A 15,304-nucleotide genomic window follows, 5' to 3' on the forward strand; every position below is an offset into this window, starting at 1 on the left:
AGCCTGATCGATCGATGACCGAGGAAACAGAGAATACGTTGATTGATCTTTTCCTGGATGTGGTATGGATGGAATCTGGGCTAAGTAATAATACTTTGTTGGCTTACCGCAATGATCTAACCCGGTTTTTTGTCTGGGCTGATTCGAAAGGCTTGAGTCCGACTGCCCTCAGTCCTGAAGCCGTCGCCCTGTTTGTCTCTGACCGCGCATTGAAGTCCTCCAATCGAAGTGCTGCTCGATCCTTGTCCTCGATAAAACGGTTCTATCATTATTTATTACAGGAAAATCAAATCGACCATGACCCATGCGCCAATGTGGTCTCGCCAGCGATTGGAAAATCGTTGCCAAAATCCCTATCGGAAGATGATGTCGAAAAACTGATTCAAGCGCCGGATACCACCACCGCGCTGGGCATTCGTGATCGGGCGATGATTGAAACGCTATACGCTGCTGGAATGCGCGTCACCGAATTGGTTGAATTGCCGGTCAACCAGATCGACTTGACCGCGGGCGTTTGTCGTGTTACTGGCAAGGGTGACAAGGAAAGGTTAGTGCCCCTCGGCGATGATGCCGTTGAATGGATTACCCGATACTTAAAAGAGGCGCGGCCGGATATTCTTGGTTCGGCGCAAAGCATCGCCTTGTTTATTACTCGCCGCGGCGGTGCCATGAGCCGCCAAGGTTTTTGGCAGAACTTAAAACGCTATGCCCTTATCGCCGGAATTTCAAACCCGCTATCTCCGCATACTTTAAGGCATGCGTTTGCCACGCATTTATTGAACAATGGCGCTGATTTGAGGAGCGTGCAAATGCTATTGGGTCATTCCAATTTATCGACCACACAGATATACACTTATATCGCCCAAGCGCGCTTGAAAGAGCTGCATAAACACCACCATCCGCGAGGATAAATGATTGGCCAATCTCGAAATCAACTCACTCGCTAACATCAACGCCGCGCGACCATTGCCCGAGATCAAGCGGCGGCGGGTGCTGATGGTCAATATCAAGTTTATTTCATTGATAACGAACGCGACATTACCCTATTCTGCCGGTCAAGGCGCGTTTGAAAAATCTTGTTCAGTTGAATATGTTTGGATGCGCCGCCATGACTAAAACCGATCGCTAACGCAAAGTCGCGCCGCAAATTATGGGTCGTGATCGTTTTTCAAGGCCCGAACAAAGAGTTGCTGAAAATCCTTCGGGCACTGCCCGGTTCTGCCCTTGTGGTAGTACGCAATGTCGTCGCCATCTTTCCATATAAACAACGCGCCCAAAAAATGGGCGTCATGTTTGCGCTCGGTGACGATGCCGGTAGCATGCGCCGCCGCCACATTAACCAGCCAATCGTGGGTAACGCCAATGCCGGTCCGTCCTTTACCATGCGGCAGCAATCCCGCCATCAACTCCGCGCTCGCTAACAACGGCGGGCGAAAATGCGGATACGGCGGATTGTGCGCTTCTGTCGACAACTGCGTCACAAACAGATCGTAGAATCCGTGTTCGGAAATAAAGCGGGATAACGTCGGCAGCGCGCTTTCATAATCTTCAACATAAGCATCGCAACGCAAAGGCATGGATTCTTTCGACCCAAGCGGCGAATGGTTTGCGCCGCCGATGCCATTGGCCGTTTGCACACAACGGCGAGCCGGGCTGTGAAACAGTTCAATGTTTCGCTCTTTCAACACATCGCCCATGGCGGCGGAGTCTTTTTCTCCTTGCGCAGTCAAAGGCGCTTCGTTGCCGTGCTGCCCTTTTGGAATGATGTCTCTTTCGGCGTGGCGCATCAAAACGGCAACCCGTGCCGTGAGCGGAATCAACGCCAATGCGCGGGCGGCGTGTTGCAAGGCGCCCAAGGATTTTGCATCGGTCATTTGATTTTTTCGCCGATCAATAAAGACACGGACGGGTTCATGTAACGGTGTTCAACAAATGAAAAACCGTTTTCCGTCATCAATGCTTGATATTCCTGCCGGGTTCTTTGCCGTCCGCCGCCGACTGTCAGCAAATGCAAGGAAACCATGGCCTCGGTCGTTTCCCCGTCGGCTTCAACGACGAACAACTTGCCCCCGAGCGGCAACGCCAGATTGGCTTTTGTCAAAATGAGGGCGGCTTTTTGGTCGTTCCAATCGTGCAACACCCTTGCCAACAGCACCGCGTCGGCTCCGGTTTGCCAATCCAGAAAAATATCCCGGTCCAATTTTGTTATCCGCCGACCAAAATTTCCCCAATCATCAAACAAGGACAGAACATCCGCTCGGTCAAGAATCGTGATGTTCAGGTTTTGCCATTTTCGGGCGATCATCCGGGCTACTGTGCCGCAACCGCCGCCGGCATCGAGCAGATGCCGCACATTATCCAAGGGCAACATATCTGCCAGAAATTCGTAATCATTGTTTGCGTAAGCGGCGAGCATTTTTTGGGTTCTTTCCACCTTTGCAATATCCCGCGAAATCGCCGCGAAAAAATCGGCGTTGTTTTTACCGGACAGCGCGTCCGCCCACGCATCCGCGCCGCCATCGGCGAATTCTCCCCAAACGACCGCCGCCGCCGCAAGCGAAAAATCGCCTTTCGACAGCAACAAAGCACCCTTTGACGTAAGTTGCCAAACGCCGTTGGTGTTTGCGGCGATGTGCATTTGCGCCAATGCCCTGAGCAATAATCTTATACTGGCGGCGGATTTCCCGAAGCGAGATGCCATCGCCGCATCGGCGACGGGCAGTTGCCCCGGCACATTCAGTTTTACCGCCGCGGCAATGGTAAAGGTCTTCCAATAGCCGACCATGTCCGATGACAATTCATGGAACTGTCGGTATCGTTCGCTGACATTGTTTGCCGGCGCCGCAGGCGCGGGATCCTTAATAACAACAACCGCGTCGCCGAGCTGGTTAATGACTAAAGTTTTGTCGGCGAATGTTTGCGCCAGCGCTCGGCCGTTGTAAAAAGGCTCCACTGACGAATAACGAGTTTTATAAATCGGCGTTCCCGTTCGATCAATATGCGTCCAACCGGTTTCGTCTTGCGCGCAAGCGTAACCCTTGTGATAGACCCCAAGATTGCGATAGCGGTATGGGTGGGCCGGCGTCCCGTCCGCCAAAATGTGTCCGCATAAGCCATCGGCGCCGGTAACCACCGCGCAGCCTTCGCGAAAGTCGCCGACATAAGCGTATTTTTCACGGTACGGCGAGCGCCCGTCGGGTCCGATGTGGTAATACCTCCCGTGTTTGTAAACCACGCACCGTTCGCCTTGAAAGTTGCCGCACCATGAATGCCGCTCGGCATAGGCGGGCGCGCCATCGGGGTGGATGTGAAACCAGTCGCGCCCGTCATTGACTGCTGCCAAATTCTCGTAGAAGCCGAAAGTCCGGTCAAACCGCTCCAGATATGCGGGCTTTCCGTTCGGCAAAATGTGAAAAGCCTGGTCGCCCAAGCGGGCCGGCGCAAGTCCGGGAGCGTGAAAAGGCAGAATGCGCACAAAACGTTTTGCGTATAATGGCTTGCCGTCGCGCAAATGATGCGTCGCGCAAGGAGACACTCGGGTGTTTTGCCAGCCGCGGCCAATCAACTGTTTTTTCGCATATTGCATTTTTGGCAAACCGTTCGCGAGCGATAGGTTTGCGCAAGGAACTGATATTGATTGCTGCGCCATATATCCAACAAATCGGTGTCGTGCAGGGATCCAAAATCTCCCAGCGTTTGCCGTTCGGCATCCGGCGCGCAACAAGGATTAAAATTTCCCTGTGCGCTAACCCACGCTTCTTTTCCCAAAAAAGGGCATGGTCCAGTTGGCGCCCATTGGTTTTCGTCGGCAATGATTTCCGTTATGTTATCCAACAACACGCGTTGCCCGTTGGGCAACCGGCAGGCGCGCGCAACTCGACGGGTTTCGGCTACAATATTGTTCCAGCGGGCGACGGCTTTTGCATCTCGGCGCATGTCCTGATTTTTAATTTCGGCAAAATGCGCCCACAAATGATGCCCCTTTACCCGGTCAACGCCCAGCGATGCGGCCAGGCGAACAATATCCGGCAATTCGCCGCTGTTGGTTTGCATAAAAGTCATCTGAAAAGTGACGCGGCAACGGTTGCCGCCCGCTTGTGCGCTAGCATCGCGCACCGCGATAAAATCCTTTGCGTTGGCGAGCATGGTTTCCCAGTCAGCGTTTTGCATAATCGCCTCGTGTGTTTCCTTGTGTGCGCCGTTCCACGATATTTTAACATCGGAGGTGATTGGCACCAGTCGTTTCGCCCATTCGCGCGCGCCCAATCGTGGAAACGAGCCATTGGTTGTCAGGTTTAGCATAACCCCCGTTTCCTCGCACAGGGCGATAATTTTTTCAAAATCCTTGTACAGCAAAGGTTCTCCCATGGTGGACGGAATAATCTCGCGCAATCCCTTGTCGGCAAGGGCGCGCACGTTGCGCTGTATGAGTTCAAACGGCATGACTCGTTTGGATGTTCCGTTAGCGCGGCGCATGAATTGCAAGGCGGAATGCGGACTGTGTTCCTCGCACATCGTGCAACGATAGTTGCAGTGGTCGGGGTTGGTGTCGAATGTTATTCGCCACGGCGCCGGCAAAATGGGAACCGCGGCGTTGTCGCGGGCGGTGATTGCGCGTCGATAAATTTGCTCGATTTTCAGCGCATGCGATTCAATGTCCGGCACATTGCCGCTTTTGTCGAACAAGTAACCGCGCTGGCCAAGTTTTCCAGCCCACTCCGGATTGTCGATAAAACGACGCATTTGCGCCGCCAACGCCTCGGGGTTGCGCGCGGCAAACAACAGGCCGTTTTCTTCGTGGCCGACATATTCCGCCATGCCGCCCATATCGGCGGTGATGACCGGCACGCGCGCTTGTTGCGCCTCGTGAATGACCAGCGGCGAATTTTCCTCCCAAATACTTGGCACAACAATGGCGTCCACGCGATTGAATACATTTTGCACGATGTCCGGGTTTGCGTATTCGCCGACCCATTCCAGGTTTTGTCGAACGGCGGCGGGCATGGCGGCGACCATCGTTTTCAAGTGGGCGGTGTTGACGGTTTCACGCCCCCAAATACGCAAACGGCAATCGGCGCGTGTTTTCCTCAGGCGTTTGAACGCCTTCAGCAAATGGTGAATGCCCTTGCCCGGAATGTGCGTGCCAATATAACCAAAGGTAAATGGCTCTCCCGGCGAACGGCGCCGGCCTTGCAGGCGTTGTCGCTCAAAGCCATAATCCAGCAACACGGTTTTCCCCGTCGGCAAATCAAGTTGCTCGGCGAAGCGCTTGGCGACATGACGGGACGGGGCGATAAAAATATCGATCAATTCCGTCACACGGCGGACTTCCGCCACCCGTTGCGCGCTCCATTGCGTCCAATAATCGGCGTCTTTTTGTGCTTCAGGTTTTGCGCCGGAATAAAATCTTTTCAAGCAACGGTCGGCGCATTTGCTATCTTCCTGGCCGTCGCACAGGCGCCAAACTTCATCTTTCCCCGAAGCGGCGTATTGAATGAATTGTCCGCGCAAGCACATCAGCCAAAAATCGTGCAACGTAAAAACAATGGGAATGTTTCGTTTTGCCGCCATCGGCACAATGCCCAGCGACAGATGATTCAGATGTCCTATGTGGACAATATCGGGATTGACTTTTTTCAAAGTGTCGCTAAAAGCTTGCTCGACAGCCGGGTTGCGGTAATTTATATTGACGCGGGCGGCGTTAACAATATGCAAGCGAATGTTGTCGTTGAGCAAATCGACGCTTTGTCTTAACTCGCCATCGGCCGCAAAAAGATTTTCTTCTCGGGTGAACACGTGCACTTCGTGCGTTTTGCACAACTCGTTGCACAGCGTTTGTGAATACACTTCCGACCCGGCATTATAGCAGGGCGGGTACCCATGAATGACTTTTAGTATGCGCATTGCTCTCTCTCCGGCGATGAAAATCGCCCACTAACCGGCCAACCGCTTCTTCCAAAATCTGTTGCGGACGCCAGCCTAAATATTTTTCAGCGGGACGCGGGTTTCCCTGAAAATGTTTGGGGTAAAATCCTTGCGGCGGAGCGATGATTATCCTGCCATCGCCTTTTGCGAGCGCCATTTCCGCCAAATCCCGCAACGACGTGGCGCGACCGCTGACAATATCGATCGGCGGCAAATCGCCGATGCCAGCAATGAGCGCGTCCACCGTTTTTGACACGGCGGCAACGACATCGTCCAGCGCGGTGAAATCGAAAACATGGTCCGCGCCCCTGACTTTCAAGACGCCGTTGTTGGCCGCGGCTTTGGCAAACGCGGGCGTAACTCGGTCATGATAATCGGTGGCCGTGCCGAAAACATTGGAAAACCGCACCACCGCCACGCGATTGCCGTGCCGCCGCAAATCCAAAGCCATGGTTTCTCCCGCCAGTTTGCTTTTGGCATAGGTGTTTTCGGGATTAAACGGCGTGTCGGGAGAACAGGGGAGAGTCGGCGGTGTGCCGTATATCTCGCGCGAACTGGAAAAAATCAACCATGGTTTTCGCGGTGATTCCGCCGCCGCGGACAGGATGATCCGGGTGCCGTCAATGTTGATGCTGCGACATAATGCCGGATATTGCTCCCCCCAAATAACGCGAGACAATGCCCCCAAGTGAATCACGCCGTCGCACTTGGTTATATTTTTTCGCACGCTGCGGACATCGCGAAAATCATATTTCTCGGCCTCAAGGTCGGCGCGCAAATCGCAACCGATGACGAAAAAGCCGCGGGCTTGCAGCATGTCTCGCACCGCTTGCCCAATCAATCCCCGCGCTCCAGTTAAAAAAACCTTGCCCGACATTTTTTAAACAGCCGGGCTGGCCGCCATTGCGTCGATGCTGTCGAGCATCGCTTCAATATTGGCGCCGTTCACCGGAATCGGTCCGCGTTTAAGCTTGCCGAACACTGGCGCTTTGCCTTTTGCGCCACGCACTTGTCTGACCCCAGAGCAGCTTTCATCCGTCAACCTCACCCTGATCAAATGGGTTGCTCTGTTCGCCGTCATGGGCAATGCGCGCGCTAATCCTGTCAAACAATTTGTTCACCGATGGGCGGTTGAGTTCTGCAATTTCGGCTGCGATGTCCAAGCAAAACAGCCGTAACAGTTCCCGGGATTTTCGTCCGAAACCTGAGAGCGAATAATAGGCCTGTTTTTCATAGATGTCAATGACTTGTATAAGTCCACCCCCTTTGGCACTCGGGTTGATTGTGGATGAGGTGGTTTACAGGAGATTGCAGGCCGAGGCTATGATGAGGCAGGACGGTGTTGTAATCGAGTAGCCAGCCGGCCAGTTTGCGGTTGAATCCGGGCAGATCATAGAACAGTTCCTCCTCGTGATAGTCGACAAACTGTTCCTGGATGGTGCGGTTGAAGCGCTCTGCATGGGCGTTCATTTTGGGCGATCTGGGGTAGGTCCACCAGTGGGTGATGCGGTGCTCATCGAGGCGTTGCTGGAAGTGTCCCATGAACTCCGAGCCGTTATCGGAGAGGATGAAGCGCGGCGATTTTGGTGGGTTCAATGATGTCGTTTCCGCTGCTGATGGGTCTTTGGAAAGAGACCATGATAACGATTTACATGATTGGCACCGCGGCCGTGGTGTGCATTATTGTCGGTTTCCCGATCGGTCTGGCGGCGGCCAAGAACGGGCGCCTCTCGAAAGTGATTATTCTGATGTGCGATTTCTTCCAGACTTTTCCGTCATTCATCTATTTGATTCCGGTCATCATGCTGTTCAAGGTCAGCGATATTTCGGTGATTATCGCGGTGCTTGCCTTTGCCTTGGTGCCGATGATTCGCTACACCAACCTTGGATTCCGCAACGTGCCTTTCCAAACCCGCGAGGCGGCGATTCAACAAGGCGCCTCGCCATGGCAACGACTGATGAAGGTCGAACTCCCCATTGCCACGCCCGAAATCATGCTGGGGATTAATCAAGTTATTTTCATGGCCCTGTTCATGGTGGCGATCACCGCGCTGATCGGCACTCAGGATCTCGGTTCGGAAATCAACCGCGCCCGCACCGGCAATAAAACCGGTCGAGCCTTGGTGGCTGGTTTGTGCATCGCCTTCCTCGGCATCATCGCGGATCGCATCATCAGCGCATGGAGCAAGCGGCGCAAAGAAAAACTCGGCTTGTCATGATTTAAAAAAACTGAGCGACCTCTGCACCTGACAGAAAAAATCCTGATGGCTGCGGAGGGTTCCGCGTTATCAAATCAAGCCGTTGACTTTGCCGCTGAAATGGCGAAAACGCACTAATAAAACAGAACGATTAATTAGGGGCGGCCCTTGTCTCCACACGGCATAGAATTTATTTAGAACAAATCCGCAAATATTGGGCAACCACTTGTTGCATACCGGAATCGAGACATTCAATGGTCAACGCATGACCGATGGACACTTCCAGGATACCGTCTATCTCCAGGAAACGACCCAGATTGTTGAGGTCTAAATCATGTCCAGCATTGACGCCCAATCCCAGCGACTGCGCGTACGCCGCTGCCGCTTTATAATTTTCGAATACTGCCGCCGCGTTTTCTTGGTGCGCGGTCCGGTCATGGTGCTGGTTAAATGCTGGGTTATATGCCAAGTTATAAGTGTGCGCAAATTGTTCGGTATACAATTCAATACAATCACAGCCAGCCGCCGCGGCGGCTTTAATTTGTTTCAGATTGGGATCGAGGAAAAGCGAACTGCGAACGCCTGCGATTTTTAAACGTTCCAGGCTGGGCCTTAAAATTTCCTGAGATTCGGCAACATCCCAACCATGATCTGAAGTCAGTTGATTGACATCATCGGGCACCAAGGTGCATTGATCTGGCCGGGTTTGCTCGATTAACTCAAGAAAATCATCCGCGGGATAACCTTCAATATTAAACTCAACCTGGTTGAAGTCGGCGAGAAATTTCGCCAAGTCGAAAGCATCCGAACGCCTTGCGTGACGCTGGTCCTGGCGCGGATGAATGGTAATGCCCTGAACGCCGAGATCGATAAACTTGTTCGCATAAGCAACCACATTAGGATAGTCGCGCCCGCGCGAGTTCCTGAGCAATGCAATTTTATTGAGGTTAATGCTTAGGTTTGTCATTGTCTTCTACCCTTGAGGCGGGAAATTCCAGTCAGGCGCACGATCATCCTCACGGATTTTGGATAATGCCGTTTTTGAAAACACTCTAAGCAGAGTGGCGGGTCATGGTGGGGTGGAAAACAAACTACGCATCATTACAACGGGTGTCGTCACTTACTCGGAGAGTATAGCTATTGTTCTTTGGTTAAACAGAGACGATGATGTTTCCGTCATGGATAGTTATGTGAAATGGCATAAGTAAATCCATGCCTAATATGATATCAAAGCCGCGGTCTATGCCGATGTCGGGGAAGGTGGTGACTTCGACCTGCTGCAACCCGTGCCATGATTCATGCACCGCTTGCCGCGTAGTAACGTTGCCATCTTCCTTCGTTCCATGCTGTGTTTCGAACTGGGTTACGGGAACCGCAATTCCAACTAAATACACGAGAGTTTCGTGAGGTCCGCCCGCCGTCGTTATCTCCATCTTATGATGTGACCGCAACTTTAAATCAGTTACGATTTTGTTGGAAATGCCACAACGATTAGCCCCGGTATCAATCAATGCGCGATAACTGGCGGCGGTTTTATAGGCTTCAACCTTTTGAGCGGGCGGGAGAACTTTTATCGCAATGATGAACTGCTTTTGCAGATTTATATCTTTCCTAAAAGATGGCATTAGACTGATGCCCGAAATCAGCTGGAGTATGTCGTATTGATTGGACAGAAAAATTTCCCAACCCATAATCTTTGATGCCGACTTGGATCGCATCATGCGTGGTTTGAAAAAACATCACTAATTCCTGTCTGTGAATAAGCGCGTGCTCGGACAAGTGATCGTCGCGCCACTCGGGCAACATCTTCTTGAAGTATTTGTAGTTGTCATTCACTTCGCGTTCTGCCGCTTTGACTTCATCTTTTATGGTCATGACTTAATCTCCTCACATCATTTTGATATGAATGCTCTCAATATAGCACATCGTTAGCACGCACACTTTAGAACTTTTTATACGCCTTCATTAACTCCACCATCGGATGAGTTTGCGCCATTTGGAACTTGACCAGCAACTCACGCGCAATCATGTCGCGATCCTGTTGGTTATCCGGCAGTGTCATATCTTCCGGAACCTGCACCCAGCCATTGATGTTGCGGTCGAATACAGCCGGTCGATTTTCTTCGTAGCCCATATGCACATCCTCCAGCCAGTTCAAATCGTCCCAGCCCATTATCTCCATGTATTTTTTAAGAAATGCCGGGCAACGATCCATATTCGGCACCAGATTCACATCGTAACGATAACCGATGTGTTGGCCAATATCTTTTTCGCGGCCTGTATCCAAGCCATCGGATTCGATAAATTTATTCACGTCATCGCGCGCGTGGTCGCGCATATCATCGCTCATTTTCATCCTCCTAAAATCGAGTCATGTCGGGCCGCCCGACGGTATGCTGGGTGCCTGCCAGCGGGACTTGCGCTAATGCGGAAGCCTCCATGGTTAATGCGGCTAAATCTTCAGGCTCGAGGGAGTGGATATTGGTTTTTCCGCAAGCACGCGCCAAAAGTTGCGCTTCGATGGTCAGCGTATGCAGGAAGTTATACACGCGCTCGGCCGCTTCGTCTGGGTTCAAGCGCTTGCGCAGTTGCGGGTCTTGGGTAGCGATGCCAACCGGGCAGCGGCCGGTGTGACAATGATAGCAATGACCCGCGGCAACGCCCATTTCTTTCTCGAAATCCGCCTCAGGAATCGCTTTGTTGCAGTTCAGCGCCATCAACGCGGAATGCCCAATGGCGACCGCATCCGCGCCCAATGCCAGCGCCTTGGCCACATCACCGCCGTTACGGATGCCGCCGGCATAAACCAAGGATATCTCCCCGGCTTTACCGACATCTTCAAGCGCGCGGCGCGCTTGTCGAATGGCGGCGATGCCCGGGATGCCGGTTTCTTCTGTTGCAAGATGAGGGCCTGCGCCAGTGCCACCTTCCATGCCATCGATATAGATGGAGTCGGGACCGGTTTTTGCCGCCATGCGCACGTCATCGTAAACCCGCGCGGCGCCCAGTTTTAGCTGAATGGGAATTTCGCTGTTGGTTGCTTCGCGAATTTCATCGATTTTCAAAGCTAGATCATCGGGTCCCAGCCAGTCAGGGTGGCGCGCCGGGGAACGCTGATCGATGCCAGCCGGCAACGATCTCATCTCGGCCACTTGGTCGGTGACCTTCTGCCCCATTAAGTGGCCGCCGAGTCCCACCTTGCAGCCTTGCCCGATAAAAAATTCCACGCAATCCGCCAAGCGCAGGTGATTTGGATTAAAACCGTAACGGGATTGAATACATTGATACATCCACTTTTCGGAGTAGCGGCGTTCATCGGGAATCATGCCTCCTTCGCCGGAGCAGGTCGCAGTGCCGGCCATGGTCGCGCCGCGCGCCAATGCGGTCTTGGCTTCATAGGACAATGCGCCAAAACTCATGCCGGTAATATAAATCGGAATATCCAACACCATGGGGCGTTTTGCTTTTGGGCCAATTATGGTTTCAGTCAGGCATTTTTCGCGGTAACCCTCGATGACGAAACGAGTCAACGTGCCCGGCATAAAAGTCAGATCATCCCAGGTCGGGATTTTTTTGAACAGGGAAAAACCGCGCATACGGTAACGTCCCAACTCGGCTTTGATATGAATATCATCGATCACCGCTGGCGGGAACATGAAACTTTGTCCCAGGTGATGGGGGTCTCGGTCTATTTTTGGCATTGGTTTTGACATAATTATTTTCCTGGCGCTAGAGCACCAATTTTTTCTCGGTGGGTTCAAGATTGTCGTAGTTCCACAACTGTTTGCCGGCCACAAATTTCTTTAAATTTTCGATCCCGCATGCCGGTTCAATGCCATACATGCCCAACTTGGTTTTCAGCCATTTCAGCTCGGTGTCATTCATTTCACCCGGCACGCAATCTACACCCAGATCTTCGACCTGACCACCGACGTAGATGGTGCCGTCATACATGGAGTCACCCAGACTCTTGCTCGCGTCACCACAAATGATCATACGCCCGCGTTGCATCATGAAGCCGGAGAACGCGCCAGTGCGCCCGCCGACGATGATGGTGCCGCCTTTTTGGTCGATGCCGGTGCGCGAGCCGACATCACCGCGGCAAACCAAGTCGCCGCCACGAATCGCCGCGCCAAATGTTGAACCGGCGTTTTTATCAATCACGACTTTGCCCGCCATCATGTTTTCTGCACAAGACCAACCGACTCGACCGCTGATATGAATGTTCGGGCCATCGACTAAGCCGCAGCCAAAATAGCCGAGGCTGCCTTCAAATTTCAGGTTCAGGCGATTGAGAATGCCGACGCCGACGCCGTGCTTGGCGCGCGGATTTTTTACGGTAATGGTGCCGTGACCCGATTGCATCAGTTCACGAATTTTCAGGTTAATGGCGGATGAATCCATTGCCTCCGCATCAAACTCCGCGGTTTTATCAAAGTCAACCTCGTAGGCCCAGGGATAGGTGAAATTTTCTTCCTCGGCGGCGCTAAAGAAACGCTGTTGCGTTCGACCGGTTAACTGCTCGTCATGCAGACCCATATCATGGGATTTGCGCTCTACACCTGCCATACTTTTACCTCGCCGTGATAGGGATCCCAGGTTTCAATTTCATCTGGAAATATACTGCGGATAGCGACTTCTTCTGAAGCCAGCCCGACAAATTCATCGCTTTCATATAACACCATCGGCTTGGCCGCCATGACATCTTTCGCCATTCCCAGTTGGTTGCTGGTTGCCACCAGATACGTGAAAACACCGTCCAGTTGGTCGACCGACCGGGTCATGGCTTGTTCAAGATCATCGCCGCGGCCGATGCGGTCGGCGATATACACCGCGATTAATTCCGAATCACAATCGGACACAAAACGATGGCCGCGGCGTTCCATCTGGCGGCGGAAACTCCAGTAGTTGGTAAGCTGCCCGTTATGCACAACGGATACGTCGTTAAATGGATAAGCCCAGTAAGGGTGGGCCGAGCGGATATCCACATCCGATTCGGTCGCCATACGGGTATGTCCGATGCCGTGTGTGCCTTCGAAACCGGCCAAGCCATATTGCTCGGACACCACTGCCGCGTCACCCAAATCCTTGATTAATTCCAGACACGCCCCGATGGACAGGATTTCCACGCCGTCGATGTCCTCAACATAAGCGGCCAGTTGTCTCATATCGCCAGCAAAGGAAAAAGTGTATCGGTGGGAATATTCGGTCGCTTGATTGCGACGTTTTACGTTTACGCCCAGACTTTCCAGTCTATGGTCGACTTCTTTTAGGCGTTCAGCAATTTGTCGATGTATGTCAAAGCCCTTGTTCATGTCTTCTTGTTCGGCGACTTTGAAGCGCATCACATACTGATTTTTCGTAGGCTTTCCGTAAAGCGCGAAGCCGGTGGAATCCGGGCCTCGATGCTTCAAAGATTGGAGCATCGCCGTCATTTCCGTGCCAATGTCGGAACTTTTGCCGCGATGGATTAGTCCTGCAATACCGCACATTGTGCAAGTCCTCGTTAAAGTTTGTGAAAATTTTTTTTTGAGGGGCTAAGGCAGGCAATCGAGATAATTTTCCAGATCCCAATCGGACACCGAATGATTAAACCGCTCCCATTCATCATTCTTGTAATGATGGTAAACCTTATACATTTCGCCCGGCATGGCCGAGCGCACCACATCGTCTTGTGCAAGCGCTTTTAAGGCATCGCCCAAAGTCATCGGCAGTTTTTTGACTTGCTTGCCGGCTTCCATCGCCGTGTAGATATTGCGCTCTTCGGGCTCGCCCGGATCAAGGTTGCGGGCTATGCCGTCAGCGAACACTTTGAGCAGCGCGCCGCCCATCAGGTACGGGTTTACCATGGAATCCACCGAACGATATTCAAACCGGCCCGGCGCCGAAACGCGTAACGCGCAAGTGCGATTCTGAAATCCCCAGTCGGCAAAAACCGGCGCCCAGAAACCGGTGTCCCACAAGCGCCGATAGGAATTAACCGTGGACGAGCCGATGGAGGTCAAGGCGGCGAGATGCTCGATAACCCCGCCGATGGAATGCAGACCGATCGGGCCGGGTTTAACGGCATCGATTTTCGGGTCGGGCATGAAATGGTTTTTGCCGCCTTCACGATAAGTGAATACGCCATCCATGCCGGGGATGGATTTTTGGTGAAGTTTGTTGATTTTGTCCTTGCCGCCCGACCATAACGACACGTTATGGTGGCAACCGGACGCCGAGACGTTCATGAACGGCTTGGACATGAAACAGGCATGCAGGCCTTGTTCCCGGGCGACCTGGGCGCAGATTTGACGATAGGTGGTCAGCCGATCAGAATTTCTCAGGACATCGTCGAACATCCAGTTCAACTCCAGTTGCCCCGGCGCGTCCTCGTGGTCGCCCTGAATCATGTCGAAGCCCATCTTTTCGCCATATTCGATGACCTGCATAAACGCCGGGCGCAACTCTTCGAATTGATCGATGTGATAGCAGTTGGGCTTGGTGACGCCGCCTTTGAGTTGCTTGTTCTCGTCCAGCCTGAGCCACATCATTTCCGGCTCGGTGCCGGCGCGCATGTGCATGTTGTGCTTGTTCTCGAACTCTTGATGGATAAGCGCCAGGTTGCCGCGACAATCGGAGGTCAGGTGCGCGCCGGGATCAACGCGCTCTTCGCGGTTGCGGTAACAAGTGCAAAATACGCGGGCGATGCGTTTGTCCCAAGGCAGTTGCACGAAGGTCTCCGGGTCGGCGATGCCGACTAACTCGGAGGCTTCGGGACCATAGCCGATGTAATCGCCGTGGCGGTCGATGAACAGGTTTGCGGTGGAGCCGTAAACCAGTTGGAAGCCTCTTTCCGCGACTCGTTCCCAATGGTCGGCCGGGATGCCTTTGCCGACAATGCGCCCGGTCACGGAAACAAACTGAAAGTAAATATAGGTTACCCCGGTTTCCTTGATTTTTGCGCGCACCTGCTTAACCAGTTGCGCCCGGCCCGGGGCATTGACCTGACGCTCTAAATCAGTCGAGGTTTGCGCACGACGGGTGGGTCGTTTGCGACCCGCGGTTTTGTTTGTCGAGATTTTCTTTGTCACGGTTTTCTTTTTAGCCATTTTATTCTCCAATAGACGACATGTTTATTTATGGGGTGTTTCGGGTATCAGTTTTATCCGAAGGTTCACTAACTCCATCCATTAACTCCA

General features: G+C 52.8%; 16 protein-coding genes and 1 pseudogene. 3 read left to right on the forward strand and 14 right to left on the reverse strand.

Annotated features, from left to right (window positions below; all coding sequences use genetic code 11):
* Positions 1 to 14: 14 nt before the first annotated feature.
* Positions 15 to 911 (forward strand): site-specific tyrosine recombinase XerD, encoded by an 897-nt coding sequence (gene xerD, locus ACP158_RS08315; RefSeq protein ID WP_424945695.1) that lies wholly within the window; start codon positions 15 to 17, stop codon positions 909 to 911.
* Positions 912 to 915: 4 nt separating this feature from the next.
* Complete coding sequence (locus ACP158_RS08320) at positions 916 to 1,116, forward strand: hypothetical protein (RefSeq protein WP_424945696.1); 201 nt, start codon at positions 916 to 918, stop codon at positions 1,114 to 1,116.
* 32 nt (positions 1,117 to 1,148) lie between these two features.
* Here the strand turns inward: ACP158_RS08320 and ACP158_RS08325 are convergent, their stop codons facing one another.
* From ACP158_RS08325 to ACP158_RS08350, 6 genes and pseudogenes are all read right to left on the reverse strand, one after another.
* Positions 1,149 to 1,874, reverse strand: a complete 726-nt coding sequence (locus ACP158_RS08325) for a histidine phosphatase family protein (RefSeq protein ID WP_424945697.1) — start codon at positions 1,872 to 1,874, stop codon at positions 1,149 to 1,151.
* Positions 1,871 to 3,586, reverse strand: a complete 1,716-nt coding sequence (locus tag ACP158_RS08330) for a methyltransferase (RefSeq protein WP_424948431.1) — start codon at positions 3,584 to 3,586, stop codon at positions 1,871 to 1,873. The genes ACP158_RS08325 and ACP158_RS08330 overlap by 4 nt, the downstream gene beginning before the upstream one ends.
* The gene (locus tag ACP158_RS08335; protein ID WP_424945698.1) at positions 3,562 to 5,904 is read right to left on the reverse strand and encodes a glycosyltransferase; all 2,343 of its coding nucleotides are present in this window, start codon (positions 5,902 to 5,904) and stop codon (positions 3,562 to 3,564) included. The genes ACP158_RS08330 and ACP158_RS08335 overlap by 25 nt, the downstream gene beginning before the upstream one ends.
* Positions 5,861 to 6,802 carry an NAD-dependent epimerase/dehydratase family protein gene (locus ACP158_RS08340; RefSeq protein WP_424945699.1) on the reverse strand — a complete coding sequence of 314 codons (942 nt, stop codon included), beginning with the start codon at positions 6,800 to 6,802 and terminating at the stop codon, positions 5,861 to 5,863. The genes ACP158_RS08335 and ACP158_RS08340 overlap by 44 nt, the downstream gene beginning before the upstream one ends.
* Positions 6,803 to 6,805: 3 nt before the next feature.
* Positions 6,806 to 7,006: a hypothetical protein gene (locus ACP158_RS08345; protein ID WP_424945700.1), complete on the reverse strand. Its 201-nt coding sequence runs from the start codon at positions 7,004 to 7,006 to the stop codon at positions 6,806 to 6,808.
* A 158-nt stretch (positions 7,007 to 7,164) separates the two neighbouring features.
* Positions 7,165 to 7,494: pseudogene (locus ACP158_RS08350) on the reverse strand (integrase core domain-containing protein); the annotation flags it as partial.
* Positions 7,495 to 7,562: 68 nt separating this feature from the next.
* On the opposite strand from ACP158_RS08350, the gene ACP158_RS08355 reads away from it, so the two are divergent.
* On the forward strand, positions 7,563 to 8,144 hold the full coding sequence (locus ACP158_RS08355) for an ABC transporter permease (RefSeq protein ID WP_424945701.1): 582 nt from the start codon (positions 7,563 to 7,565) through the stop codon (positions 8,142 to 8,144).
* Between the two features lie 169 nt (positions 8,145 to 8,313).
* Here the strand turns inward: ACP158_RS08355 and ACP158_RS08360 are convergent, their stop codons facing one another.
* From ACP158_RS08360 to ACP158_RS08395, 8 genes are all read right to left on the reverse strand, one after another.
* The gene (locus ACP158_RS08360; protein ID WP_424945702.1) at positions 8,314 to 9,090 is read right to left on the reverse strand and encodes a pyridoxine 5'-phosphate synthase; all 777 of its coding nucleotides are present in this window, start codon (positions 9,088 to 9,090) and stop codon (positions 8,314 to 8,316) included.
* Positions 9,091 to 9,274: 184 nt separating this feature from the next.
* Complete coding sequence (locus ACP158_RS08365) at positions 9,275 to 9,814, reverse strand: hypothetical protein (protein WP_424945703.1); 540 nt, start codon at positions 9,812 to 9,814, stop codon at positions 9,275 to 9,277.
* Positions 9,735 to 9,998 (reverse strand): hypothetical protein, encoded by a 264-nt coding sequence (locus ACP158_RS08370; RefSeq protein ID WP_424945704.1) that lies wholly within the window; start codon positions 9,996 to 9,998, stop codon positions 9,735 to 9,737. Before ACP158_RS08370 ends, ACP158_RS08365 begins: the two co-directional genes overlap by 80 nt.
* Before the next feature lie 67 nt (positions 9,999 to 10,065).
* Positions 10,066 to 10,461 carry a hypothetical protein gene (locus ACP158_RS08375; protein ID WP_424948432.1) on the reverse strand — a complete coding sequence of 132 codons (396 nt, stop codon included), beginning with the start codon at positions 10,459 to 10,461 and terminating at the stop codon, positions 10,066 to 10,068.
* Between the two features lie 22 nt (positions 10,462 to 10,483).
* On the reverse strand, positions 10,484 to 11,836 hold the full coding sequence (locus ACP158_RS08380; protein WP_424945705.1) for an FMN-binding glutamate synthase family protein: 1,353 nt from the start codon (positions 11,834 to 11,836) through the stop codon (positions 10,484 to 10,486).
* Positions 11,837 to 11,852: 16 nt separating this feature from the next.
* Complete coding sequence (locus tag ACP158_RS08385) at positions 11,853 to 12,692, reverse strand: GXGXG motif-containing protein (protein WP_424945706.1); 840 nt, start codon at positions 12,690 to 12,692, stop codon at positions 11,853 to 11,855.
* Complete coding sequence (locus ACP158_RS08390) at positions 12,680 to 13,615, reverse strand: glutamine amidotransferase (RefSeq protein WP_424945707.1); 936 nt, start codon at positions 13,613 to 13,615, stop codon at positions 12,680 to 12,682. Before ACP158_RS08390 ends, ACP158_RS08385 begins: the two co-directional genes overlap by 13 nt.
* 45 nt (positions 13,616 to 13,660) lie before the next feature.
* A complete protein-coding gene (locus tag ACP158_RS08395; protein WP_424945708.1) occupies positions 13,661 to 15,214 on the reverse strand; it encodes a glutamine synthetase family protein in 1,554 nt (517 codons plus the stop codon).
* Positions 15,215 to 15,304: the final 90 nt, after the last annotated feature.

This window comes from Candidatus Spongiihabitans sp. (genome assembly GCF_965247905.1).
Taxonomy (GTDB): domain Bacteria; phylum Pseudomonadota; class Gammaproteobacteria; order Arenicellales; family Poriferihabitantaceae; genus Spongiihabitans.

Bases quoted from the DNA above. Each gene is read 5' to 3' on its own strand.
- ACP158_RS08395 (WP_424945708.1), bottom strand. From the start codon at position 15,214: ATGGCTAAAAAGAAAACCGTGACAAAGAAAATCTCGACAAACAAAACC.
- xerD (WP_424945695.1), top strand. From the start codon at position 15: ATGACCGAGGAAACAGAGAATACGTTGATTGATCTTTTCCTGGATGTG.
- ACP158_RS08340 (WP_424945699.1), bottom strand. From the start codon at position 6,802: ATGTCGGGCAAGGTTTTTTTAACTGGAGCGCGGGGATTGATTGGGCAA.
- ACP158_RS08380 (WP_424945705.1), bottom strand. From the start codon at position 11,836: ATGTCAAAACCAATGCCAAAAATAGACCGAGACCCCCATCACCTGGGA.
- ACP158_RS08345 (WP_424945700.1), bottom strand. From the start codon at position 7,006: ATGACGGCGAACAGAGCAACCCATTTGATCAGGGTGAGGTTGACGGAT.
- ACP158_RS08365 (WP_424945703.1), bottom strand. From the start codon at position 9,814: ATGGGTTGGGAAATTTTTCTGTCCAATCAATACGACATACTCCAGCTG.
- ACP158_RS08335 (WP_424945698.1), bottom strand. From the start codon at position 5,904: ATGCGCATACTAAAAGTCATTCATGGGTACCCGCCCTGCTATAATGCC.
- ACP158_RS08360 (WP_424945702.1), bottom strand. From the start codon at position 9,090: ATGACAAACCTAAGCATTAACCTCAATAAAATTGCATTGCTCAGGAAC.
- ACP158_RS08375 (WP_424948432.1), bottom strand. From the start codon at position 10,461: ATGCGCGACCACGCGCGCGATGACGTGAATAAATTTATCGAATCCGAT.
- ACP158_RS08385 (WP_424945706.1), bottom strand. From the start codon at position 12,692: ATGGCAGGTGTAGAGCGCAAATCCCATGATATGGGTCTGCATGACGAG.
- ACP158_RS08355 (WP_424945701.1), top strand. From the start codon at position 7,563: ATGATAACGATTTACATGATTGGCACCGCGGCCGTGGTGTGCATTATT.
- ACP158_RS08390 (WP_424945707.1), bottom strand. From the start codon at position 13,615: ATGTGCGGTATTGCAGGACTAATCCATCGCGGCAAAAGTTCCGACATT.
- ACP158_RS08330 (WP_424948431.1), bottom strand. From the start codon at position 3,586: ATGCAATATGCGAAAAAACAGTTGATTGGCCGCGGCTGGCAAAACACC.
- ACP158_RS08370 (WP_424945704.1), bottom strand. From the start codon at position 9,998: ATGACCATAAAAGATGAAGTCAAAGCGGCAGAACGCGAAGTGAATGAC.
- ACP158_RS08325 (WP_424945697.1), bottom strand. From the start codon at position 1,874: ATGACCGATGCAAAATCCTTGGGCGCCTTGCAACACGCCGCCCGCGCA.